Below are 23285 nucleotides of genomic sequence, written 5' to 3' on the forward strand. Positions count from 1 at the left end.
TCAGTACTTTATCTCCTGCGCGCCGTAGCCTTCGACCGCGCCAAAGAGCTTAACCGCGTCTTTTAGCGGATATTTGTTGGCAAACATCGATACTTCGCTTTGTCCCGTCGCGATTTGATTTATCCCAAACACCCTTCTTAGCTCGTTTGTAAACGAGTTTGGATCGTATTCCACGCTCTCTTTGTACGAAGCGTCCAAAAATCCCTCCAAATACGCCTTATTTATGGCTTTTCGCAGCGTTTTATCGTCCTTTAGCTCCTCGTTACCGACCGCCTCGTCAAAGAGATCCACATCTGCAAAATCCTTTGCAAATATAGTCTCGAAAAGTCCGAGCCCCGGCAGGATTACGTCGGCTTTTTTGTTGAGGAAAAAGCGGTTGTCGTTTACGCGCACTTTTCGCCCTTTTTCCATGGCTACGGGGCTGTCGATACGGGCGCGCTCTATCGCCGCAAAGGCCGAGAGGCCGATGATGTTGCGGCGGATGACAACGTCTGCTTTAGTCATGACCTTAAAGCCTTGGCCACCGTCGCCAAAGCTAGCCGTTCGCGGCCACGTAAAAAGCATGGTGTTGTAGCTAAAGTCGATTTTGGCGGCGTCGGCTTGATTTTTCGCGCCCCAAATTTCGCAGGCGCTGATGGCGTTTGCGACAAAGACGTTGTTTGTGATATTTACCTCGCCGTGAGCACCCAGCCTCACTGCGGAGTTGTTGCCGTTGCTAAAGACGCTGTTTCGTATCGCAAGCTCGCCGCCGCCTAAAAATTTACCGCCCAAAAGCGGCTTGGCGGCCGTAATGACGTTTGTAGTCTTGCCGTTTTGACCGACTCCGGGCGGCAGGACGAGCATGCCTGTTTCTACGCCTCGTGGCCATCCTCTGCTGGCGTCATAGGCGTTTGAGTTGCCCTTGTCAAAGATAATGCCGTCAAAAACGAGCCTCTCTCCTGGCGCTGCGACAACGTCCATCTCGACTAGCGGATTTGACGAGCCCGTGCCGTTAGCGGACGCGGGCGGCGTGATGCGTGTTTGGTACTTTAAAACGTCGCGCGCGGCGAAGTCCTTGGAGTAGCCGCCGTAGATCTCGATGGGCTTTTTAATGATGATAAAGCCCTTGTCTCTTAGCCCGTAGTAGTTGCCCTCGGCGACGTAAATTTTATCTCCGTCTTGGGCTATCTGAGCGGCTTTTTCGATGTTTTTTAGCGGCGCTTCTTTGGTGCCCGCGTTTGCGTTGTCGCCCAGATCTTTTGAGACGTAGAGCTCGGCTGCGTGTCCGAGCAGGGCAAATGCGCTAAAAAGGCAAGACAAGGCGGCTTTTTTGATACTAGGCATCGTCGTCTCCTCGTGTAAATTTAACGAGTTTATTATAGCAGTAAAATAGTAAAATTTTTAAAAGTTCGTTTAAGAATCTTTGCTTAAATTTGCAAATTTAAACGTCAAATTTGACCCCAAGGCCGCGCAAATTTGCTCAAATTTTACTTTCTAGCTCGGCGGCTAACGGCGAAATAAATGAGATTGTGCTAAAATAGCGTCAAAATCGCAAAGGAAAAAACATGAAAATTTTAGTAACCGGAACGGCGGGATTTATCGGATTTCACTTGGCAAACGCCCTCGTAAAAAGAGGCGACGAGGTCGTCGGATACGACGTGATAAACGACTACTACGACGTAAATTTAAAGCTCTCGCGCCTAAAAACGGCCGGCTTTGACGTGAGCGAGATAGACTATGGCAAGCTTATCACCTCAAAAACGCAGCCTAATTTAAAATTTATAAAGGCCGATCTAGCCGATGCCGAGACGATGAAGAGGCTATTTGAGAAAGAAAATTTTGACTGCGTCGTAAATTTGGCCGCACAGGCGGGCGTTCGCTACTCGCTAATAAATCCGCAAGCCTACATCGACAGCAACGTCACGGGATTTATGAACATCCTCGAGTGCTGCCGCCACAACCAAACCGCAAATTTGGTCTACGCAAGCTCGAGCTCGGTCTACGGCCTAAACGAAAATATGCCGTTTTCTACGCACGAAGGCGTAAATCACCCGATCAGCCTCTACGCCGCGACTAAAAAAAGTAACGAAATGATGGCGCATACGTATTCGCACCTCTTTGGCGTGCCGACTACGGGACTGCGATTTTTCACTGTTTACGGTCCGTGGGGGCGCCCCGATATGGCGCTGTTTTTGTTTGTAGACGCCGCGCTAAAAGGCAAGAAAATCGACGTTTTTAACTACGGCAAGATGAAGCGCGACTTTACCTACGTGGACGACATCGTAAATGGCATCATAAAATGCGTCGATAACCCCGCCAAGCAAAATCTGGCGTGGGACGCGAAGCACCCTGATCCCGCCACCTCAAGCGCGCCGTTTAAGGTCTATAATATCGGCAACAACAGTCCCGTAGAACTTATGGACTACATCAAGGCCGTCGAGCTAAAAATCGGCCGCGAGATAGAAAAAAACTTCCTCCCGCTTCAAGCCGGCGACGTACCTGCGACCTATGCGGACGTGGGTGATCTGGTAGCGGACTTTGACTACAAGCCAAACACTAGCGTAAATGACGGCGTAGCGAGGTTTATCGAGTGGTACTGCGAGTTTTACGGGGTTAAAATTTGAGATTTTTCGCGCTCTTGTTAGCCGTCTTTTTAAATTTAGCTCTAGCGGCGCAGAGCGAAAATTTAAACAATGCAGTGGGCGCAGGTGCCGCTAAAAAAGATAAATTTGAGCTTTTAAAACTTAGCGAATACAAAGGCCAAAATGTCGGCGGATGGCTAGCTAGCGAGAAGCTTGACGGCGTGCGCGCCTACTGGGACGGGCGAAATTTGCGTTCGCGAAACGGTAAAATTTTGGCCGCGCCAGGTGGCTGGAGTGCGCATTTTCCGTCTTTTGCGCTCGACGGCGAGCTCTACACCGCACGGGGCGAATTTGAAAAAATCCAATCGATCGTGATGGATAAAACGCCCAGCGTCGCGGCGTGGAGCGAGGTTAAATTTTACGTTTTTGACGTGCCTGAGGCCGGCGGCGGACTTTTAGAGCGTCTTAGCGAGCTTGAAAAATTTATCGCAAAGAACCCGCAAGCCGGGCAAAATTTAAAGATAATAAAGCAGGTAAAAGTAAAAGATAACGCCGAATTTGAGGCATTTGCCGAGCATATCGTCGCAAATGGCGGCGAGGGCGCGGTCGTGCGAGAACCAAATGCACCCTACGAGCGAAAACGAAGTAAAAACGCGCTGAAATATAAAAAATTTAAAGACGCCGAGTGCGAGGTGACGGCTATAAACGAGGGCACGGGCAAATACGCCGGGCTCATGGGCTCGGTAACTTGCAAGGCGCTCGGTGCGGCCGGCTCAAACACGGACGAGCAAATCCCGCACGGAGTCAAATTTAAAGTGGGCTCGGGTTTTAGCGACGAAGAGCGCGCAAATCCGCCTAAAATCGGCTCTATAATAACCTACAAGTATCAAAATTTAACCGCAAAAGGGTTGCCTAGGTTTCCGATATTTTTGCGGGTTAGAGAGGATTAAATTCGGCCGTTTCGGTCAAATTTGCCCGTCGGTCGCTTTGAGGTCGGTGCCGTAAATTTACGCTAAGCGCGTGATAGGACGGCTAAATTTGGCATGCGGGCTTGGCGACGCCTCATTTTTTATTTTACCTTTTTATCTTTTATGATAAAATCGGAAAATCTAAATTTCAAAAGGTAAATTTATGAAAATTTTAATAACAGGCGGAGCGGGCTACATCGGATCTCACGTGCTAAAGGCTCTTTTAAAGCAAGGCGGACACGAGATAACGGTCGTGGATAATCTCTGCAAAGGCACCACAAAGGCGCTTGACGCGCTTGAGAAAATCGGTAAATTTAAGTTCGTAAAGGCAAATTTGGAAGATGATCTAGGCGGGATTTTTGCGGAGGGCAAATTTGACGCGATTATCCATTTTGCCGCATTTATCGAGGTTTTTGAAAGCACTCAATATCCGCTAAAATACTACCTAAACAACACCGCAAACGTCGCTAAAATTTTGACTTATTGCAAGCAGTACGGCGTAAATAAATTTATATTTAGCTCCACCGCTGCCGTTTACGGCGAGCCAGAAATCGGCGAGGTTGATGAGCAAACCGCGGCAAATCCGATAAATCCCTACGGCCGAAGCAAGCTAATGAGCGAGTGGATCATCAAAGACTACGCCGCTTCAAATGAAAATTTCAAATTTGCGATTTTGCGCTACTTTAACGTCGCGGGCGCCGACGAGGAGGGGCTCATCGGGCAAAACTATCCAAACGCCACGCACCTAATCAAAGTCGCGACGCAGACGGCTCTGGGCAAGCGTGAAAGCATGGGGATTTTCGGCAGCGACTATCCGACGACAGACGGCACCTGCGTGAGGGACTACATCCACGTGAGCGACCTAGCGGACGCGCATCTAAGCGCGCTGGAGTATCTAAACGAGCATGAAAAAAGCGAGACCTTTAACGTCGGCTACGGCCGCGGTTTTAGCGTAAAAGAGGTTATAGAAACGGCTAAAAAAGTAAGCGGGGTTGATTTTAAAGTAGTTAGCGCGCCTCGTAGAGAGGGCGATCCGGCGTGCCTCATCGCAAAGCCCGAAAAGATAAGAAAATTAACTAACTGGCGGCCTAAGAGAGAGGATCTCGCGCTCATCATAAAAACCGCGCTTGAGTGGGAGAAACGGCTGTGAGGATCGCAGTCGTAGGCACGGGCTACGTGGGGCTAGTTAGCGGCGCGTGCCTAGCTAAAATGGGCAACGACGTCATATGCGTGGACGTGGACGAAGCAAAGATAAACGCTCTAAACAGCGGCGTTATACCGATCTATGAGCCCGGACTTTCTGAAATCGTGGCTGAGTGCAGGGCAAACGGCGCGCTCAAATTTAGCGTCGATATAAAAGAAGCCTTGGCGCACGCTAGCGTGCTATTTATCGCGGTGGGTACGCCTATGGGCGCGGACGGGCAGGCCGATCTGCGATACGTGCTAGAAGTCGCAAAAAGCATCGGGCAAAATTTAACCTCGCCGTTAATCGTCGTGGATAAATCAACCGTCCCCGTGGGTACGGCGGAGAAGGTAACCGAAGTGATCGCGGGCGAGCTAAAAAAGAGAAACATAGACGTCAAATTTGAGGTCGTCTCAAACCCCGAGTTTTTAAAAGAGGGCGCGGCGGTTGAGGACTTTTTAAAGCCAGACCGCGTCGTAGTGGGCGCTAGTAGCGAGTGGGGGCAAAGCGTTATGCGCGAGCTTTATGCGCCCTTTATGAAAAATCACGATAGATTTATCGCCATGGACGTAAAGTCCGCCGAGATGACCAAATACGCCGCAAATGCGATGCTAGCGACTAAAATCAGCTTTATAAACGAGATCGCGGGGATCTGCGAACGCGTGGGAGCGGACGTAAATTTGGTGCGAAAAGGCATCGGCAGCGACTCTCGCATCGGCTATAGCTTTATATACCCCGGCTGCGGATACGGCGGCAGCTGCTTTCCAAAAGACGTCGAGGCGCTCATCTACACCGCTAGGCAAAACGGCTTTGAGCCGCAGGTTTTAAGCGCGGTTGAGGCTAGAAATGCGGCGCAAAAAACGGTACTTTTTGAAAAAATTTCAGCATTTTTCGGCGGAAATTTGAGCGGCAAAACGGTGGCGATTTGGGGTCTAGCTTTTAAACCAAATACCGATGATATGCGCGAGGCTAGCTCGCTAGTGCTCATAAAGGCGCTAGAAAACGCGGGCGCAAACGTCGTCGCCTACGATCCAAAGGCTGCAAACGAAGCAAAAAAATATCTACCTAACTCAAATTTAAAATTCGCCCCAAACAAATACGACGCGTTAAACGGCGCCGATGCTCTCGCGCTCGTGACCGAGTGGAGCGAGTTTAGGTCGCCTGATTTTATGGAGATGAAACAGCGGCTAAAAAACGCCGTGATCTTTGACGGGCGCAATCAATACGACGCGAAAAATCTGGCAAACTTGGGCTTTAAGTATTTCCAAATAGGAGTGAAATCATGAGGAAAATTTTACTTTTTATCGCGACTTGCGTGCTGCCGCTTGCGCTTTTGGCGGGCGAAAACGCACCAAAAACCGAGGAAAATATTTTCGAGCTGCCTATCTCAAAGATGCCGCCTGATTATTTTAAATACGAAGTCGCATTTTTTAAAGAGATGCAAATCGACTGCAACTTCGCCTTGTTACTCGGCGGGAAACTCGAGGAAAAAGAGGACGCGAGCGGGATGTATTACGAATTTAGCGGCGGCGACGAGCTAGCGCAAACGATGATGCTTTGCAAGGACGGAAAGAAAAAGAGGCGGGTTTATTATGAGCTCACTCAAATTTTACCGGGCGTTAGCCCTATTAAAATAATAACTCCGCAAGGCGTAGGCGCGGAAATAAGAGTGTATGAACGCGTAAAAACGATAGAATCAAAAAAATTAAAAAGGAAAAATAAATGAAAATAGCCGTTATCGGACTAGGATACGTCGGGCTGCCTTTGGCGGCTGCATTTAGCGAAAAATATGAAGTCACGGGCTTTGACGTAAACGCTGCCCGCATAGAGGAGCTTAAAAGCGGGTATGATCGCACGCTAGAGCTAAGCGCCGAGCAGATGAAAAAAGCGATAGAAAGCGGTATGAAATTTAGCCTAAATTTGGACGATATAAAGGATTGTAATTTCTTTATCGTTACCGTCCCGACGCCGATCGATAAAAACAAGCGTCCAGATTTGACGCCAGTGGTAAAAGCCACGCAAAGCGTCGCAAAGGTACTAAAAAAGGGCGATATCGTCGTGTATGAAAGCACGGTGTATCCGGGCGTTACGGAGGAGATCTGCGTGCCGCTGCTTGAGCAAAGCGGGCTTAAATTTAACGAGGACTTTTTCTGCGGATACTCGCCTGAGCGCATAAATCCGGGCGACAAAGAGCACACGGTAACTAAAATCAAAAAAATCACTAGCGGCTCGACGCCCGAGGTAGCCGACAAGGTCGATGAGGTCTATCGCTCGATCATAACGGCCGGCACGCACAAAGCGCCTACTATAAAGGTCGCCGAGGCCGCCAAGGTCATCGAAAACACTCAGCGCGATATAAATATCGCCTTTATGAACGAGCTTGCGATGATATTTAACAAGATGAACATCGACACGAACGCCGTTTTGCAGGCGGCGGGCACGAAGTGGAATTTCTTAAATTTCCGCCCGGGCCTAGTCGGCGGCCACTGCATCGGCGTAGATCCATACTATCTCACGCACAAGGCGCAGGAGCTGGGCTTTCATCCCGAGATGATCCTAGCCGGACGCCGTATAAACGACAATATGGGCAAATACGCCGCCGATCAGGTCGTAAAACTGATGATAAAAAGGGGCGTTTTGATAAATTCGGCTCGCGTTTTGGTGCTTGGGCTTACGTTTAAAGAAAACTGCCCCGACATCCGCAACTCGCGCGTGATAGACGTGATCGAGGAGCTTAGGGATTTTGGTTGCAGTGTGGACGTCTACGATCCGTGGGCGGACGAAGCGGAGGTAAAGCGCGAATACGGTATCGCGCCGCTAAAAAGCTTTGACGAAGCGGACTACGACTGCGTCGTGATCGCCGTCGCACACGATAAATTTAAAGGGTTAAAATTTAGCAAAGCGCTCGTTTACGATATCAAAAACGTTTACGAAAACGCTGACGCAAGGCTGTAATGCTCGTAAATTTGATCAGCTCCATCGTCGTTTTTATCGTCTCGATGGGGATAAATTTTTTCCTCACGCCCTACATCCTAAAAAGCCTAGGCAACGAAGCCTACGGCTTTGTCGGGCTGTCTAACGCTATCGTGGCTTACGCCCTAGTCGTAACCGCTGCGATAAACTCGGTTAGCGGCCGCTTCGTCGCGTACGAGTGGCACAGAGGCGACAACTGCGCGGCAAACGCCTACTACTCGTCGGTTCTAGTCGTAAATATCTTTTTTTGCGTTCTTATTTTGCTTGGCGCGGGTATTTTTATCTTAAATTTGCAAAGCGTGCTAAACGTGAGCGACGCGCTACTAGGCGACGTGCGGCTTACTTTCGCGTTTTATTTTATAAATTTTTGCGTCGGACTTTTTAACGGCGTCATCAGCGTATCGATGTTTATCAAAAACAAGCTTTACATCATCTCCGTTCGCAACGCCGCGTCTAGCGCCATTTTAGCCGCTCTCATCGTAGCGCTTTTTTATTTTTTTAGACCGATGATCGCCTATATCGCGATCTCCGCTCTAGTTGCGTCGCTCTTTGTTTTTTTTACGAGCGTTTGGGTTTCGCGCCGCATCACTCCCGAGCTTAAATTTAACCCGCGAGAATTTGACTTTGCACGTATAAAAGAGCTTTTGAAATCTGGCGTCTATAATAGCTTTAACGCCCTAAACCGCGTGCTTATGAGCGGTATGGATCTGTTTATCTGCAACATATTTTTAAGCGCTAACGCGACGGGAATTTTAGCCGTTTCAAAGGCGGCTCCGATCATTTTAGAGAGCTTTGTAGCGCAGCTTAGCGCGATATTTGCGCCCAAATTCGTCGAGCACTACTCCAAATCAAATTTGACCGCGCTTGTTGCGGAGGCTAAATTTTCGATGCGAGTTACGGCATTTGTCATGAGCGTACCAGCGGCCATTTTCGTGGCTTTCGGGCGCGAATTTTACACGCTTTGGTTGCCTTTTAAAAACGCGGACGAGATAAATCTAATCTATAATCTCTCGATGATAACTCTAGTGCCGATTATATTTATCAGCTACGTTTTTTCTCTATTTAATCTCGACAGTGCGACCAATAAACTAAAACGCCCCGCGATAGCAAACACGATTTTGGGCGCGGGCACGATTTTGGCGCAGATTGCCGTGCTTAAATTTACGGACTACGGCATTTACGGTATGACGGCCGTCGGCGCCGCGCTTTATTCGGTGCGCATTTTGGGATTTGACCTCATAAACGCCGCGTTAAATTTGAGCTTGCCGCTTACTACTTTTTACGGCGTTTATTTTAAAAATTTAGCCGTTTTCGCGGCCGTTTGCGGACTATTTTTTTGGCTGCGAAATTTTGTGCAGATTTCAAGCTGGGGCGAATTTGCCGCGTATTCGGCGGTTTTGCTTGCGCTCGGTTACGCTGCGAGCCTATTTTTGATATTTGACAAAAGAGAACAGCTAGTCGTGATAAATAAAATCAAATCAAAGTTTAAAAGATGAAAAATTTAGTATTCGTTATCTCGCTAAAAAGCGACGAGACGCGCCGCGAAAAGCTAAAAGAGCGGTTTAAAAACTACGGCGAATTTAAGCTCGTCGAAGCGACCGACGGTAGAGCGATGAGCGCAAAGGAGTACTACGGCTACGCGCTGCCTAGCCTTGAGGCTTACGGCAGGCTGTTAAGCCCGTCCGAGGTCGGCTGCTCGCTATCTCATGTGCGCGCTTACGAGGAGTTTTTAAAAAGCAACGCCCGGTTTGCGCTCATCTTAGAAGACGACGTTATCGGAGGCGAGGACGGCGTGAAAAAGGCGTTTGAAACGGCTGCAAAGATGGATGCGGGCTCGGTGCTCATTTGCGGCGCGCAGGATGGGCTGGAGGGGCGGTTTAGCGCATTCGGTAAAAAGCTAGAAGATGATTTTTGGCTGGTCTCAAAGCGCTCTTACGGCACGATCTACCGAGCGGCTGCTTACGTGCTTGATAGGCGCGCGGCAGAAGCGATTTTGCAAACGCACAAAAAGGCGCTTTGCGTGGCCGATTTTTGGCGGATTTTACTTTTGCAAAACGGCTTAAAGATGTATTTTAGCGATATTTTCGCGCATCCGACCGATTTAGCGGACTCAAATATCCAAGCCGAGCGGGTGCAAAGAGCGCAGGCAAAAGTCTCACCGCTAGCTCGTCTAAATAGCTTAAAATATGTCGCCGCAACGCGCTTTGAAGCGGTAATTTTGGGCTATGAGCGGATATTTAAAAGATAAGAAACTAAGCGATTATAAAGCTCAAAATTTATAAAATCAGTAATTTTGAAGATTTATTAAATTTTCGCGCATCGATTAAAATTTGGAGAGAGAATGAAGGTTTTATTTATAATTTCGACCCTGCAAGCAGGCGGCGCCGAGCGCGTTATGAGCTTGCTAGCGAGCTATTTTGCGAAATTTCACGACGTAACGCTTTTAAAATTTGACACCAAACCACCGTTTTACGAGCTAGACGAGAGGATAAAGCTGATAGATTTGCCTTTCCCGATGGTGAAAAAGGGGTTTTTCGCAAATTTAATAAGGCGCGTGAAAAAGTTTTTTTATCAGCGAAATTTGATCAAAAACGGCGACTTCGACGTCGTTATATCCTCGATGGACAGTACCAATATCAACGTGATTTTGTCGAATTTATTTATAAACAAGCCGCTTTTTATCAGCGAGCATTCAAGCGCCGATTTTTTCAAAGGGCGCGGCTGGCTGTTTTTGCGCCGTTTGCTCTATCCGCTAGCTAGCGGACTCACGGTCCTTACGAAAGAGGACTACGAATACTATAGCTTCGTAAAAAATAAAACCGTTATGTACAATCCGATGTTTGAAGCCAAAAAGCAGGGCTTGCCGAAGGAAAATATCATCCTTTTCGTCGGCCGTCTAATCTCGCTTAAAGGTTGCGACGTATTTTTAAAGGCTATGAGCCTAGTCGATAAAGAGCTTTTAAAAGACTGGAAAATCGTGATAGCGGGCGCTGGCGAAGAGAGGCAAAGGCTAGAGCTCATCGCGCACGAGCAGCTACATCTGGATGCCGAATTTATCGGGCAAACAAGCGACGTAGCTTCGCTTTACGAAAGGGCTAAAATCCTCGTCTCAAGCTCTAAAACCGAGGGCTTGCCAAACGTTTTAATCGAGAGCGTATTTTTTAACTGCGCCAGGGTAGCGACTGCGACAAGCGGTGCAAAAGAGCTCATCGAGGACGGCAAGGACGGATTTTTGGTGCCGATAGACGACGTAAAAGCGCTCGGAAGCAAAATCGAACTTTTGATGCGCGACGAGGGGCTAAGACAGGAGCTTGTAAACAATGCTAGCGAGCGTGAAAATAGCTTTAAAACCGATCAAATTTATCAAAAGTGGATGGATTTTATCACTCAAAATATAAAGGGCTAAAATGCTAAAAGTAAGCATAATAATCCCAACCTACAACCGCAAAGAGCTTTTTGAAGCCGCCCTAAAAAGCGCGCTGGCTCAAGACTACGAAAATAAAGAAATCATAATCAGCGACGACAACTCAAACGACGGCACGCGCGAGCTCGCGCAAAGCTACGTCGCCAAATTTGACAACGTAAAATACGTCTTAAACCAAACTTACGACCGCGGCCCAAACGGCAATAAAAACAACGGCTTTGATCACGCTAGCGGCGATGCTTTCGTGATACTAGACGACGATGACTTGCTAATAGAAGGCGCCATAAGCAAGATGGCGGCCGTGCTAGAGCAGGGGTATGCTAGCGTATGGGCGAACTGTTATTTTGAGATCGACGGCGAGCCGACGACGAAATTTTCGGGATTTGGACTGAGTAAAAGCGGGGAAATTTCGCCGCAGGACTACTACGACGGCAAGATAACGGGCGAGTTTTTGATAATGTTTCGCCGCGACGCCATCGGTCAGAGGCGCTTTAAAAAGGGGCTTTACGGTAGTGAAAATACGCTTTGGATCTATCTTTTTGACCTTCCTGCTTACTACCTGCACGATGCCGTGCGTATTTACCGCTTTCACCGCAGCGACAGCGTCACGATAAACTCGTTTAAACGCCCGCTTTGCATAATGAAAGGCTACGCTATGACTGCGGAGCTTATTTTGCAAAAGATCGCCGAGAAAAACGCTCAAGCTAGCGCAAGCGGCTCAAATTCGGCCGAGCCGAAATTTCGCGTAAACGATGCTCATATCGCGATCCTATACAAAATGGCGGCGTATTATGCTAAATTCGGCGGCGAATACAAAAAAATGTACGAATATCTTTTTAAAAGCCTCAAATTTAAATTTACAAAAGAAGCGCTTGCAATGCTGATTTTAAGCCCATTTCCAAAGTCGATGATTTTGTTTTTAACTAAAATTCGCGTTTGGATATATAAAAAAACGCACGGCGAATGAAAAAATTAGCCGTTTTTCTCTACTCGATGGGGCCTGGCGGCGCGGAGCGCGTGGTCTCAAATCTGCTCCCGGCTCTGTGCGAAAAATACGAAGTTCATCTCGTTTTGATGAGCGAGGTCGTAGCCTACGAGATACCAAGTGCGGTAAAAATTCACTTCCTCGAGCGCTCGGATCCTTATGAAAGCGGCGTAAAAAAGCTTTTTCGACTAGCTTTTGCGCTACCCTCTTTAGCTCTAAAATACAAAAAACTTTGCGAAAATATGGGCGTCGACGCGCATTTTGTTTTAATGAATCGTCCTTGCTACGCGGCTTTAGCGGCTAAAATTTTAGGCCTAAAAGGACGGATGGTGATAAGCGAGCGCAGCTGCCCGTCGGTCATCTATAAAAGTGGCCTTAGCGGGCTTGCCAATAGAATTTTAGTTAAGGCGCTCTATCCTAGAGCCGATCTGATTTTGGCCAACGCGCAGGGAAACGCCGAGGATCTAGTGCGAAATTTCGGCTGCGACGGGGAAAAGACGAAGGTACTATATAATGCGGTTGATTTAGCAGCGATAAAAACTCTTACCGATGAGCCGCTAGAGGATAAATTTAAGCCGTTTTTTCTAAATATCGGGCGGCTTGATAGCGGTAAAAATCAAGCGATGTTAATAAGAATAATCGCAAATTTAAACGACGAGCGCGCGACGCTTGGGATTTTAGGCAAGGGGCCTTTGCAAGTCGAGCTTCAAAATTTGATCGACGAGCTTGGCGTAAGCTCGCGCGTAAAGCTACTAGGCACGGACAAAAATCCGTTTAAATTTATCAAAAACGCGCAGTGTTTTGTCTGCGCTTCGATGTTTGAAGGCTTTTCAAACGTACTTTTAGAGGCGCTTGCCTGCGAGAGATTTATCATCTCCACCGATCACAAAAGCGGCGCTAGAGAGCTTCTTGGCGACAATGAATACGGCGTTTTAACGCCCGTTGATGACGAAAAAGCGATGGAGACTGCGATGAGGCGAGCGCTTGAGGATGAAAATTTGAGGCGGGATTACGAAAAAAAAGCGTACGGCCGCGTAGTAAAATTTGATAAAAACGCCGTCGCGGCGCAGCTCATAGGATACTTAGAGGGTAAAAATGTCGAGTAAAATTTCGGGACTCTTGGATAAATTTAAATTTTCAAAACAGACTTTCTTTTTGATGCTTGCGGCGTTTGTTTTTAGCGTGGTTTGCAGGCTGTACTGGGTGTATTGGGCGGGCGAATATCAGCACTTTTTCTGGAACGATCAGCTCATGATTAGCACTAACGACGGCTATGCCTTTGCCGAGGGCGCGCGCGATATGATAGCGGGCTTTCATCAGCCAAACGACCTTAGCTACTACGGCCGTTCGATGCCGACGCTTACGTATTTTTTGTATCAAATTTTACCTTTTAGCTTCGAGACCATTTTGCTTTACATGAGCGTGTTCTTTAGCTCGCTTATCGTTATTCCCGTGATTTTGATAGCCAAAGAGTACGAGACGCCTGGCATGGGCTTTGCGGCGGCGCTGCTAGCTAGCATCGCAAACAGCTACTACAACCGCACGATGGCCGGCTACTACGACACCGATATGCTCACGATCGTGCTGCCTGCATTTAGCGTCTGGGCTATGATACGCCTCGCGCAGAAAAAAAACGTAAACGACCTCATTTTTATCCCGATTTTTATCCTGATAAACGACTGGTGGTATCCTAGCTCGTACTCGCTAAATTTTGCGATGCTGGGCGCATTTTTGCTCTATACTTTGATTTTCGATAGGAAAAACGCGCTAAATTACGAAGCGGCTATTTTGATGATAGTCGCACTTACCTATATCGATTTTTACGCCAAAAGTGCGCTTGCGGTCGCGCTTTATCTAGCGATGAGATTTCGTCCGCAGATCTGGGATAAGCGCGCTATCGCGGCTTGTCTTGCTTTAGCCGTCGCGCTTCTGGGTTATAGCGGCGGACTAAATCAAATTTTATTTCAGCTTAAATTTTACATATTTCGCGGAGTTTCCGAGAGTAGTGAGCCGGTTTTTCATTTTTACAACGTAAATAAAACGATAATGGAAATGAGCGATTATTCGTTTGAGTTTGAGTCGATAAACGCCTTTGCTAAGCGTATCAGCGGGCATATCGTTACTTTTGCTTTATCGCTCGTAGGAGTCGCGGCGCTGTGTTTTAAATTTCGCTCGTTTTTGCTTGCCCTTCCGATGCTACTGCTTGGATTTTTGGCGCTAAAAGGCGGGCTTAGATTTACGATCTACTCCGTGCCGGCGATGGCGATAGGGTTTGGGTATTTCGCCGTCCTTTGCGTGGATTTTTTCAAAAAAGATAAAATTTTAGATAAATTTTGCACCGTTTGTTTAGCGGCGTTTTTTGCGTTTTTCTTTTTATATTTTGATAAATACTACAGCCTCTTGCACGGCAAATCTCCCGTTTTTGCGCCAAATTTTGACGGCGAGGCGAGCCTTGGCGTATATCTAGCTACGCTTGCAGCGGCGGCGATCGTTTGCGGGGCGGCTTATTTTATGGTTTCAGGGTTAAGCTCGCTCAAAAAACACGCGCTTTTAGAAAAAATTTGCGTCTTTTGTATCGCCGCGCTTTCTTTGATGCCGTGTCTTGAGCACATTTACGGCTACAAAGTCGGCACGGTTTTTGCCAAAAGCGAGGTCGAGAGCCTGGATAAATTACACAAGATCGCGGGGCGCGAGGATTACGTGCTGGCGTGGTGGGACTATGGCTATCCGATCCGCTACTACGCGGACGTCAAGACCCTCATCGACGGCGGCAAGCACCTAGGCAGGGATAACTTTGCCGTGAGCTTTGCGCTAGCTAGCAACCAGCGCATGTCGGCAAATATGGCGCGTCTGGAGGTCGAGTACACCGAGCGAAATTTTAGCGAGAGATTCGGGTTAAATTTGAACCAAATGATGAAGGACTACAACGCCACGAGCGTAAATTCATTTTTGTATTCGCTAAACGGCAAGGATTTCCGCCCGCCGCAAAAAACACGCGAGATTTATTATTATCTGCCTGACTCCATGATCGATATCTTTAGCGCCGTTTTGCGCTTTTCAAACCTCGATCTAAACAGCGGCGAGGAGTATGGAGCGATATTTTATCCGGGCAAACCTTACTCGGTGGACGGCGATACGATAAATATCGGCGGAGGGTTTAGCGTATCGGGCGACGCGTCAAAAGTCTATATCGGCGAGCGCGAAATGCCCGTAAATACGTACTTTGAAACAAGTTACGACGAAAAGGATAAACTGGTCGTCAAAAAGCACGAGATGAACGCGGACGGTAAAATTTATCTCATTTTTATGAAGGATTACAGGCGGTTTTTGGTGCTTGACGAAGCGGTGCTAAACTCGGCCTACATACAGCTTTTCGTGCTCGAAAACTACGACAAAGAGTTGTTTGAGCCGGTCGTTTTAAACGGCGCGGTTAAAATTTATAGGTTGCTAAGATGAGGGCGGTAAATTTGATCAAGGCGCAGGTGTCCGCTAAATTTGCGATAGAGGTTTTTTAAATGGCTAAATTTGGATTTTTATCTCACGCCGATATGAGCATTTACTTTTTCCGCGCGCCGATCATGCGCGAGCTAAAGCGGCTCGGGCACGAGGTTTTTGCTATCGCGCCAAAGGGCGACTACACGGATAGGCTAAAAAGCGAATTTAACTGCGTGACATACGAGCTTGACCGCGCGAGCCTAAATCCTCTAACCGTGCTTGAAAACTCAAAAAAGCTCGCCGAGATTTTACGCGGGTTAAATTTGGATCTGCTACAAACCTCGGCGCACAAATCAAACGTGTTTGGCACCTTTGCCGCTAAAAAAGTGGGCATAAAGCGCGTGATAAATTTGGTTGAAGGGCTTGGCAGCTTTTATATCGATAACGACCTAAAAACCCGTCTAGTGCGCGCCGCGATCGAGACGCTTTATAAAAAAGCGTTAAAGATGAGCGACGGCTGCGTATTCGTAAACGAGGCCGATCCGGCGTATTTTCTAGCTCGCGGGCTGATTGCCGAAGAGAAAATTTTTAAGATAAAAAGCGTGGGCGTGGATACGCTCAAATTTGACGAAAATAGCGTGCTGGCCGCAAATTTAGGCGAGGATCTGCGCAGCAAAAAGATCGTGCTTATGATAGCGCGCGCGATGTGGCACAAGGGCGTGCGCGAGTTTTACGAGGCGGCAGAGCTTTTACGCGGGCGCGATGACTGCGCGTTCATCTTTGCGGGCGAAGGGTTTGAGGGAAACAAAAGTACAGCCGACGCGAAGTTTCTAACGGGCGGCGCCGTGCGGTATCTGGGCGCTAGAGACGACGTGCCCCAGCTTTTAAAGGCTAGCTATCTACTCGCGCTTCCAAGCTACAAAGAGGGCTTTCCCCGCACGGTTTTAGAGGCGATGAGTATGAGCCGTGCGGTCGTGGCTAGCGACGTAGCCGGCTGCAACGAGGCCGTGACGAACGGCTTTAACGGCCTGCTTTGCGAGGTAAAAAGCTCTGCGGATCTAGCCGCAAAGATAGAGATTTTGTTAAACGACGAAAATTTGGCCGCGCAAATGGGGCGAAACGGGCGGGAGCTTGCCGTGCGTGAGTTTGACGAGCGAGCGGTCGCGCGAAAATATATAGAAATTTATAGGAAATTTATCGATGTATAGAGCGTTTTTTAAGAGATTACTAGACATTTGCGGCGCGATTTTTTTGATCGTGCTGACGCTGCCGATTATGGCGGTCGTCGCGGTTTTGATATATTTTAAGGTTAGCAAGGACGTCATTTTTACGCAGGCGCGCCCGGGTTTGCACGCTAAAATTTTTAAAATTTACAAATTTAAAACGATGAGCGACGAGCGCGGCGCGGACGGCGAGCTGCTACCCGACGAGATGCGCCTAAACGGTATCGGCAAGACTATCCGAAGCCTCAGCCTTGATGAGCTGCCCCAGCTTTTTAACGTGCTAAAAGGCGATATGAGCTTCATCGGGCCTCGTCCGCTTTTGGTCGAATACCTGCCTCTTTACGACGCCGAGCAAGCGACCCGCCACGACGTGAGACCGGGTATCACGGGTCTAGCGCAGGTAAACGGCCGCAACGCGATCAGCTGGGCGGAGAAGTTTAAATTTGATGCGAGATATGTCCGCGAGCTTAGTTTTATGCTGGACGTGAAAATCGCGATTTTAACCGTGCAAAAGGTCTTAAAACGAAGCGGCGTGAGCAAAGAGGGTATGGCTACGACGGAGAAATTTAATGGCCGCAACTAAAATTTACGTTTACGGCTTTAGCGGGCACGGAGCCGTCGTCGCGGACGTGGCTAGAGCCTGCGGATACGGCGAGGTCGTGTTTTTAGACGATGCCAAATTTGACGGTAAAAGCGTCCTCAAATTTGACCCGAGTCTGGAAAAAGCCGACATGATCGTGGCTATCGGAGATAATAAAATCAGACGAATCCTGCAAGAAAGAGTAAAAAACGCCGACTTTCGCGTTGCACACTTGATCCATCCAGGTGCGGTAGTAAGCAAGAGCGCGCAAATAGGCGAGGGCGCGGTCGTGATGCCAAATGCCGTCATAAACGCGCGCGCGGTGATAGGCGAGGGTGCGATAATAAACACGGGCGCGATCATCGAGCACGACTGCGAGATCGGCGATTTCGCGCATATTAGCCCAAATGCGGCGCTAGCAGGCGGTGTGATAGTGGGGCAAAATACCCACGTAGGCATAGGTTCATGCGTCATCCAATGCGTAAAAATCGGCACAAACTGCATCATCGGAGCGGGCAGCGTCGTCGTAAGAGATATCGCAGACGGCAGCGTCGCCTACGGCAATCCAGCTAAAGTTAGGTGAAATTTGAGTTAAATTTGAGAGCCAAAATACCGCTCGTCAAATTTGCGCTCGTAATAATAAAACCGTCGCAAACTAAAAAAATAGATAAAATTTAGCCAAGTCCCATGCTGCGTCAAATTTGCAGTTCCAAAATACATTTTGACGCAAAATTTAACAAAATCCCCATTTTCTACGGCCTAAAAGCAAATTTAAACGAGTTTTTATAAAAATATTTAGATTTTAAGTGCTACAATGCGTAAATTTCTTTAAGGAATAATAATGCAAAGAATTTTCCTAAGCCCGCCACACATGAGCGGCAAAGAGCAAGAGTATATAAACGAGGTTTTTAAGAGCAACTATATCGCGCCGCTTGGCGAATACGTGAATAAATTTGAAGCAAGCGTGGCAAACTATGCGGGCGCGCCCGATGCGCTGGCGCTAAATTCCGGCACGTCGGCGATCCACTTGGCGCTAAGAGTGCTTGGTATCGGCGCGGGAGACGTAGTGCTAGCATCTACGTTTACCTTTATGGCGTCCGTTAGTCCGATACTTTATCAAGGCGCTACGCCCGTTTTTGTCGATAGCGACGAAAGCTGGAATCTAAGCCCCGAGCTACTAAAAAAGGCGATCGCAAATTCGCCTAAAAAACCAAAAGCGCTCGTCGTAACGCACCTTTACGGACAGGCGGCAAAGATGAAAGAGATCTGCGAGATCTGCGAACAAGAAAACATCGCCGTCGTCGAGGACGCGGCCGAGGCGCTGGGCGGCTTTTTGAACGGCAAAGCGCTGGGCACGTTCGGACGGCTGGGCGCATATAGCTTTAACGGTAACAAAATCATCACTACAAGCGGCGGCGGCATGCTAGTGGGCGAAAGAGATCTCGTCGAGAAGGCGAGATTTTATAGCACTCAAGCTAGAGAGCCGTTTTTGCACTACGAGCATAAAGACTACGGCTACAACTACCGCCTGAGCAACGTCCTAGGCGCGATCGGAACGGCGCAGATGGAGGTGCTCGAGCAGCGCGTGATGAAAAAACGCGAAATTTTTGAAAAGTACAAAAAAGAGCTTCCCGAGCTTGAGTTTATGCCTGAGATAGCAAATTCCCGCGGCAACCGCTGGCTAACGACCGCTCTGTTTAAAGAAAAAGGCGCGCATCTACGCGTGATAGAGGCGCTTGCGAAGGAAAATATAGAAAGCCGTCCGCTTTGGAAGCCGATGCATATGCAGCCTGTGTTTGAGGGGGCGCTAGCGTTCACGGACGGTACTAGCGAAGATATGTTTGCACGCGGTATCTGCCTGCCTAGCGGCACTGCGATGGGGGACGAAGAATTTGCGCGAGTAGTAAAAATCGTAAAGGAAAATTTATAAATGTTTAAGGCGACGAAGCTAAAGCGGCTTGCGTTTTTTCTGGGCTTTGACGTCGCGATATTCGTCGCGTCGTTTTATCTGGCGTATTTGCTTAGATTTAGCGGCGTGCTGCCTGATTATTTTAGAGGCGGACTGGTCGCAGGCTGCGCTACGATGGTGGTTTTAAAGCTATTTTTCATGTGGCTTTTTAAAATTTACAAGGTGCCGTGGAGATTTTTTGGACTAAACGAAGCGAGGAAAATTTTCCTCGTTCATCTTTGCGCGATCGTTTGCTTTTGGATCGTTTATTTTGCGGCGCCTAGTCTTTTTAATCCGTTTCCGCGAAGCGTGATTTTTATCGACGCCGTTATCTCGTGCCTGCTAATCGGAAATTTAAGGATCGCCAAGCGTATGTTTTTAGACTTTTCTAAAAAGCCGCACACGGGCGAGCCTTGCGTAGTTATCGGCGCTACGTCAAAGGCGCTTCACGTTTTAAAGGGGCTTAGGCAGGGCTATATCGATCTATATGCCGTGGGCGTGGTAGACGGCAGGAGCGATCTAGTCGGCACTTACTGCGACGGATTTTTAGTGCAACCAAAGAGCCAAATCGCAAATTTGATCAAAGAGTACAACGTAAAAACCGCTATCATCGCGCTAGCACTCGGTCAAGACGAGCTGGCGGAGCTTTTTGACGAGCTTACGGCTTACGGTATCCGCGATATTAAGATCTTCTCGATGTTTGGTACGGGCAAGGACGCGATCAAAGATATCTCGATCGAGGATCTGCTAGCTAGAAAGCCAAAAGACCTAGATAGCACTGCGGTGGAGAAATTTTTAGGCGGTAAGGTCGTTTTGGTCACGGGAGCCGGCGGCAGTATCGGTAGTGAAATTTGCAAGCAGTGCTTGAAATTTGGCGTTAGCAAGCTAATCATGATCGATCACAGCGAGTTTAATCTCTATAAAATCGGCGAGATAACCCACAGCGACAAAACCGTGAGCAAGATGATAAATATCGTAAACGAAGCGGACTTGCGCACGGTGTTTGAGGAGTTTAGGCCGCAGATCGCGATCCATGCCGCAGCCTATAAGCACGTGCCGCTTTGCGAAGCAAACCCGAAGGCTGCTGTCGTAAATAACATAATAGGCACTAAAATTTTGATCGATTTATCTATCGAATACGGCGTTAGCAAGGTCGTGATGATCTCATCGGATAAGGCTGTGCGCCCGACTAATATCATGGGTGCGACTAAGCGCGTGTGCGAGCTTTACGCGCTAAACTCGAATTTGCCTGCTAAAACCGAGATAGTCGCAGTGCGTTTTGGCAACGTGCTAGGCTCAAGCGGCAGCGTAATACCGAAATTTAAAGAACAAATCGAAAATAATAAACCGCTAACCGTCACGCACCCTGACATCACGAGGTATTTTATGCTGGTTTCCGAGGCCTGTCAGCTCGTGCTTCAGGCCGCCTCGATAGCAAAGGGCGGCGAGCTTTTCGTGCTTGATATGGGCGAGCCGATAAAGATCGCCGATCTAGCTAAAAAGATGCTGATTTTATCAAACAAAGAACACCTGGGCGTCGAATTCGTCGGTCTTCGTCCGGGCGAGAAGCTTTATGAGGAGCTTTTAATCAACAAAGACGACGTAAAAACCGAGTTTCAGTCTATTTTCGTGACGCACTCTAGCAAATACGACGTGGCTAAACTAAATGAACAAATCAAAAATTTAACGCACGCGGACGACGTTGCAGCGGGGCTAAAAGAGATCGTGCCGGAGTTTAATCACGCTCTAAATAAGGAATAAATTTGACGTTACAAGATATACAGAGGTTTTCAGAGTTAAGATACAAGGCTAGAGCCTATATATGCTATCTTTTTAGTAAAAATTTGCCAAATAGGCTGCCTGGAGTAAACGCCGAGTCGATAAAAAGCGGCTTTGATAAAATGGCGCACGAGATAGAGGGCTTTGACGCGTTTTACGTGCTTGACGCAAACGGCGTGCAAATAGGCGACGCCGTGAGTCTAAACGAAAAATACAAAGCCGGCGGCGGCGAAAACTGCAGCAATAAGTCTTATTATTACACCGCGGTACGTGAAAAGCGCTGCGTGCTAAGCGACCCGTACCCGTCCTCGCTCACGGGCGAGCTGTGTGTGACAGCGTCCACTCCGATATATGACGATAAGGGCGAGCTAAAATTCGTCGCTTGTATCGACGTTTCGCTAGAAAATATCCTAGCCATCGTCTCCCACGGCAAGCTAGAGAGCTACTTTGGCAAATTTCTAAAGGTCGTTTACGCCGCGTTTTCGGTCGCGCTTTTTATCATAGCCTTGTTTTTGTTCGCCGACGCGCTCAAGGGGCTTTTGGCTAACGATCTTTTAAATATCGAAGTAGAAAAGATGTTTGAGCACACGATCGTGCTGACGCTGGCGCTTGCGATCTTTGATCTGGTTAAAGCGATATTTGAAGAAGAGGTGCTGGGTAAAAGCAAGCGCGGCGAGGATATGGAAAATAAAACGATGATTAGATTTATCGGCTCGATCATCATCGCGCTTGCGATCGAGGCGCTGATGCTCGTGTTTAAATTTGCCATCACGGCGCCCGATCACATCATAAATGCGATCTATCTAATCGGCGGCGTTGCGATGCTGATGATCGCGCTTAGCGTTTATCTTTTTGCAACCAAGCAAAGGAGCTCGCATTGATCGGCATTATCGACTACGGCGCGGGAAATTTAAGAAGCGTGTTAAACGCGTTTGAAAGTTTAAATTTAAAGGCTCGGCTAGCGGTTCGCGGCGAGGAGTTAGTTAAATTTGACAAGATAATCTTGCCCGGCGTCGGGGCTTTTGGCGAAGCGATGCAAAAGCTAAAAGATAGAGACTTTATCCCCGCGATAAAAGAAGCCGCGGCCGGCGGAAAGCCGTTTTTAGGCATTTGTCTGGGTATGCAGCTGCTTTTTGAGCAAAGCGAGGAGTTTGGCGTAAACGAGGGGCTCGGGCTCGTAAAAGGGCGAGTGGTTAAATTTGACCCGTCTAAATTTGACGCGCCGCTAAAGGTGCCTCACACGGGTTGGAATACGATAAATTTTACCAAGCAAACGCCGATAAATAAGGATCTGGCGGCTAGCGAGTATTTGTATTTCGTGCACTCTTATCACGTAGTTTGCGAGGACGATGCGGCGCTTGGCTTTAGCGAATACGGCTATAAATTCGTAAGCGCGGTGCGTAAAGATAACATTTTCGGCTTTCAGCCGCACCCCGAAAAGAGCTATGAGACGGGGCTAAAAATTTTACGAAATTTCGGAGAGATGTGATGGAAATTTTCCCTGCGATAGATCTAAAAGAGGGCAAGGCGGTTCGGCTTTTTAAAGGCGAGATGAGTAGCGCCAAAATCTACTCGGACGCGCCGTGGGAGCTAGCCAAAAGGTTTGAAGATATGGGCGCAAAGTGGCTTCACGTCGTCGATCTTGACGGAGCGTTTGCGGGCGAAGCGGTAAATCTAAAAACCGTAGAAAAGATCGCAAAAGCCGCAAATTTACAAATCCAAATCGGCGGCGGGATACGCGACGAAGCGCGAATAAAAAGCTACCTTGATAGCGGCATAACGCGCGTTATCTTGGGCTCGGTAGCGCTAAAGGATCCAAATTTTACTAAAGAAATGGCGCAAAAATACCGCGTCGCCGTCGGCATAGACGCTAAAGATGGCTTCGTTGCCGTGCAAGGCTGGGCGGAGGTGTCGCAGATGAGGGCGACCGAGCTAGCGCATAAATTTGCCGGAGCCGGAGTCGAAGCGGTAATCTGTACCGATATCTCAAAAGACGGCACCCTTAGCGGCGTGAACGTTGAGTTTACCTCGCAAATCGCAAAGGCAAGCGGTATAAATACGATCGCAAGCGGCGGCGTAAAAGATATCTCTGATATCGAGGCGCTAATGCGCGCGGGAGACGTTTACGGCGCGATCGTGGGCAAGGCGTACTACGAAGGGACGCTCGATCTAAAAGAGGCTTTTAAACTGGGCCGCTAAAATTTTAAAGTAAATTTAAATATAAAA

Annotated in this window: 21 protein-coding genes; 20 read left to right on the forward strand and 1 reads right to left on the reverse strand. The window is 48.2% G+C overall.

The window, feature by feature from the left end:
* On the reverse strand, positions 1 to 1323 hold the full coding sequence (locus EE116_RS04580; protein WP_122873425.1) for a right-handed parallel beta-helix repeat-containing protein: 1323 nt from the start codon (positions 1321 to 1323) through the stop codon (positions 1 to 3).
* Between the two features lie 221 nt (positions 1324 to 1544).
* Here EE116_RS04580 and EE116_RS04585 point away from each other — a divergent pair, with 221 nt between their 5' ends.
* From EE116_RS04585 to hisA, 20 genes are all read left to right on the forward strand, one after another.
* Positions 1545 to 2603 (forward strand): NAD-dependent epimerase, encoded by a 1059-nt coding sequence (locus EE116_RS04585; RefSeq protein WP_122873426.1) that lies wholly within the window; start codon positions 1545 to 1547, stop codon positions 2601 to 2603.
* Positions 2600 to 3511, forward strand: coding sequence for a DNA ligase (locus EE116_RS04590; RefSeq protein ID WP_122873427.1), 912 nt, complete (start codon positions 2600 to 2602; stop codon positions 3509 to 3511). Before EE116_RS04585 ends, EE116_RS04590 begins: the two co-directional genes overlap by 4 nt.
* A 181-nt stretch (positions 3512 to 3692) precedes the next feature.
* On the forward strand, positions 3693 to 4679 hold the full coding sequence (gene galE / locus EE116_RS04595; RefSeq protein WP_122873428.1) for a UDP-glucose 4-epimerase GalE: 987 nt from the start codon (positions 3693 to 3695) through the stop codon (positions 4677 to 4679).
* Positions 4676 to 5998: a UDP-glucose dehydrogenase family protein gene (locus tag EE116_RS04600; RefSeq protein WP_163028059.1), complete on the forward strand. Its 1323-nt coding sequence runs from the start codon at positions 4676 to 4678 to the stop codon at positions 5996 to 5998. Before galE ends, EE116_RS04600 begins: the two co-directional genes overlap by 4 nt.
* The gene (locus tag EE116_RS04605) at positions 5995 to 6438 is read left to right on the forward strand and encodes an ecotin family protein (protein WP_122873430.1); all 444 of its coding nucleotides are present in this window, start codon (positions 5995 to 5997) and stop codon (positions 6436 to 6438) included. The genes EE116_RS04600 and EE116_RS04605 overlap by 4 nt, the downstream gene beginning before the upstream one ends.
* The gene (tviB, locus tag EE116_RS04610; protein ID WP_122873431.1) at positions 6435 to 7667 is read left to right on the forward strand and encodes a Vi polysaccharide biosynthesis UDP-N-acetylglucosamine C-6 dehydrogenase TviB; all 1233 of its coding nucleotides are present in this window, start codon (positions 6435 to 6437) and stop codon (positions 7665 to 7667) included. Before EE116_RS04605 ends, tviB begins: the two co-directional genes overlap by 4 nt.
* Positions 7667 to 9181: an MATE family efflux transporter gene (locus EE116_RS04615; RefSeq protein ID WP_122873432.1), complete on the forward strand. Its 1515-nt coding sequence runs from the start codon at positions 7667 to 7669 to the stop codon at positions 9179 to 9181. Before tviB ends, EE116_RS04615 begins: the two co-directional genes overlap by 1 nt.
* On the forward strand, positions 9178 to 9933 hold the full coding sequence (locus tag EE116_RS04620; protein ID WP_122873433.1) for a glycosyltransferase family 25 protein: 756 nt from the start codon (positions 9178 to 9180) through the stop codon (positions 9931 to 9933). Before EE116_RS04615 ends, EE116_RS04620 begins: the two co-directional genes overlap by 4 nt.
* A gap of 93 nt (positions 9934 to 10026) precedes the next feature.
* Entirely contained in the window at positions 10027 to 11091 is a 1065-nt protein-coding gene (locus EE116_RS04625; RefSeq protein ID WP_122873434.1) for a glycosyltransferase, read from the forward strand.
* Between the two features lies 1 nt (position 11092).
* Positions 11093 to 12076 carry a glycosyltransferase family 2 protein gene (locus tag EE116_RS04630; RefSeq protein WP_122873435.1) on the forward strand — a complete coding sequence of 328 codons (984 nt, stop codon included), beginning with the start codon at positions 11093 to 11095 and terminating at the stop codon, positions 12074 to 12076.
* Positions 12073 to 13200 (forward strand): N-acetylgalactosamine-N,N'-diacetylbacillosaminyl-diphospho-undecaprenol 4-alpha-N-acetylgalactosaminyltransferase, encoded by a 1128-nt coding sequence (pglJ, locus tag EE116_RS04635; RefSeq protein ID WP_122873436.1) that lies wholly within the window; start codon positions 12073 to 12075, stop codon positions 13198 to 13200. Before EE116_RS04630 ends, pglJ begins: the two co-directional genes overlap by 4 nt.
* Complete coding sequence (locus EE116_RS04640) at positions 13190 to 15550, forward strand: STT3 domain-containing protein (RefSeq protein ID WP_122873437.1); 2361 nt, start codon at positions 13190 to 13192, stop codon at positions 15548 to 15550. Before pglJ ends, EE116_RS04640 begins: the two co-directional genes overlap by 11 nt.
* Positions 15551 to 15609: 59 nt before the next feature.
* The gene (pglA, locus tag EE116_RS04645) at positions 15610 to 16737 is read left to right on the forward strand and encodes a N,N'-diacetylbacillosaminyl-diphospho-undecaprenol alpha-1,3-N-acetylgalactosaminyltransferase (protein WP_122873438.1); all 1128 of its coding nucleotides are present in this window, start codon (positions 15610 to 15612) and stop codon (positions 16735 to 16737) included.
* The gene (pglC, locus tag EE116_RS04650) at positions 16730 to 17335 is read left to right on the forward strand and encodes an undecaprenyl phosphate N,N'-diacetylbacillosamine 1-phosphate transferase (protein ID WP_122873439.1); all 606 of its coding nucleotides are present in this window, start codon (positions 16730 to 16732) and stop codon (positions 17333 to 17335) included. Before pglA ends, pglC begins: the two co-directional genes overlap by 8 nt.
* A complete protein-coding gene (gene pglD / locus EE116_RS04655) occupies positions 17322 to 17915 on the forward strand; it encodes a UDP-N-acetylbacillosamine N-acetyltransferase (RefSeq protein WP_122873440.1) in 594 nt (197 codons plus the stop codon). Before pglC ends, pglD begins: the two co-directional genes overlap by 14 nt.
* Before the next feature lie 258 nt (positions 17916 to 18173).
* Positions 18174 to 19262 (forward strand): UDP-N-acetylbacillosamine transaminase, encoded by a 1089-nt coding sequence (pglE, locus tag EE116_RS04660; RefSeq protein WP_122873441.1) that lies wholly within the window; start codon positions 18174 to 18176, stop codon positions 19260 to 19262.
* Positions 19263 to 21041, forward strand: coding sequence for a UDP-N-acetylglucosamine 4,6-dehydratase (configuration-retaining) (gene pglF, locus EE116_RS04665; protein WP_122873442.1), 1779 nt, complete (start codon positions 19263 to 19265; stop codon positions 21039 to 21041).
* Between the two features lie 2 nt (positions 21042 to 21043).
* Entirely contained in the window at positions 21044 to 21940 is an 897-nt protein-coding gene (locus tag EE116_RS04670) for a PDC sensor domain-containing protein (RefSeq protein WP_122873443.1), read from the forward strand.
* The gene (gene hisH, locus EE116_RS04675; RefSeq protein WP_122873444.1) at positions 21937 to 22548 is read left to right on the forward strand and encodes an imidazole glycerol phosphate synthase subunit HisH; all 612 of its coding nucleotides are present in this window, start codon (positions 21937 to 21939) and stop codon (positions 22546 to 22548) included. The genes EE116_RS04670 and hisH overlap by 4 nt, the downstream gene beginning before the upstream one ends.
* Positions 22548 to 23258, forward strand: a complete 711-nt coding sequence (hisA, locus tag EE116_RS04680; RefSeq protein WP_122873445.1) for a 1-(5-phosphoribosyl)-5-[(5-phosphoribosylamino)methylideneamino]imidazole-4-carboxamide isomerase — start codon at positions 22548 to 22550, stop codon at positions 23256 to 23258. Before hisH ends, hisA begins: the two co-directional genes overlap by 1 nt.
* Positions 23259 to 23285: the final 27 nt, after the last annotated feature.

It is taken from the genome of Campylobacter showae (assembly GCF_900573985.1).
In the GTDB taxonomy this organism is placed as follows: Bacteria; Campylobacterota; Campylobacteria; order Campylobacterales; family Campylobacteraceae; genus Campylobacter_A; species Campylobacter_A showae_E.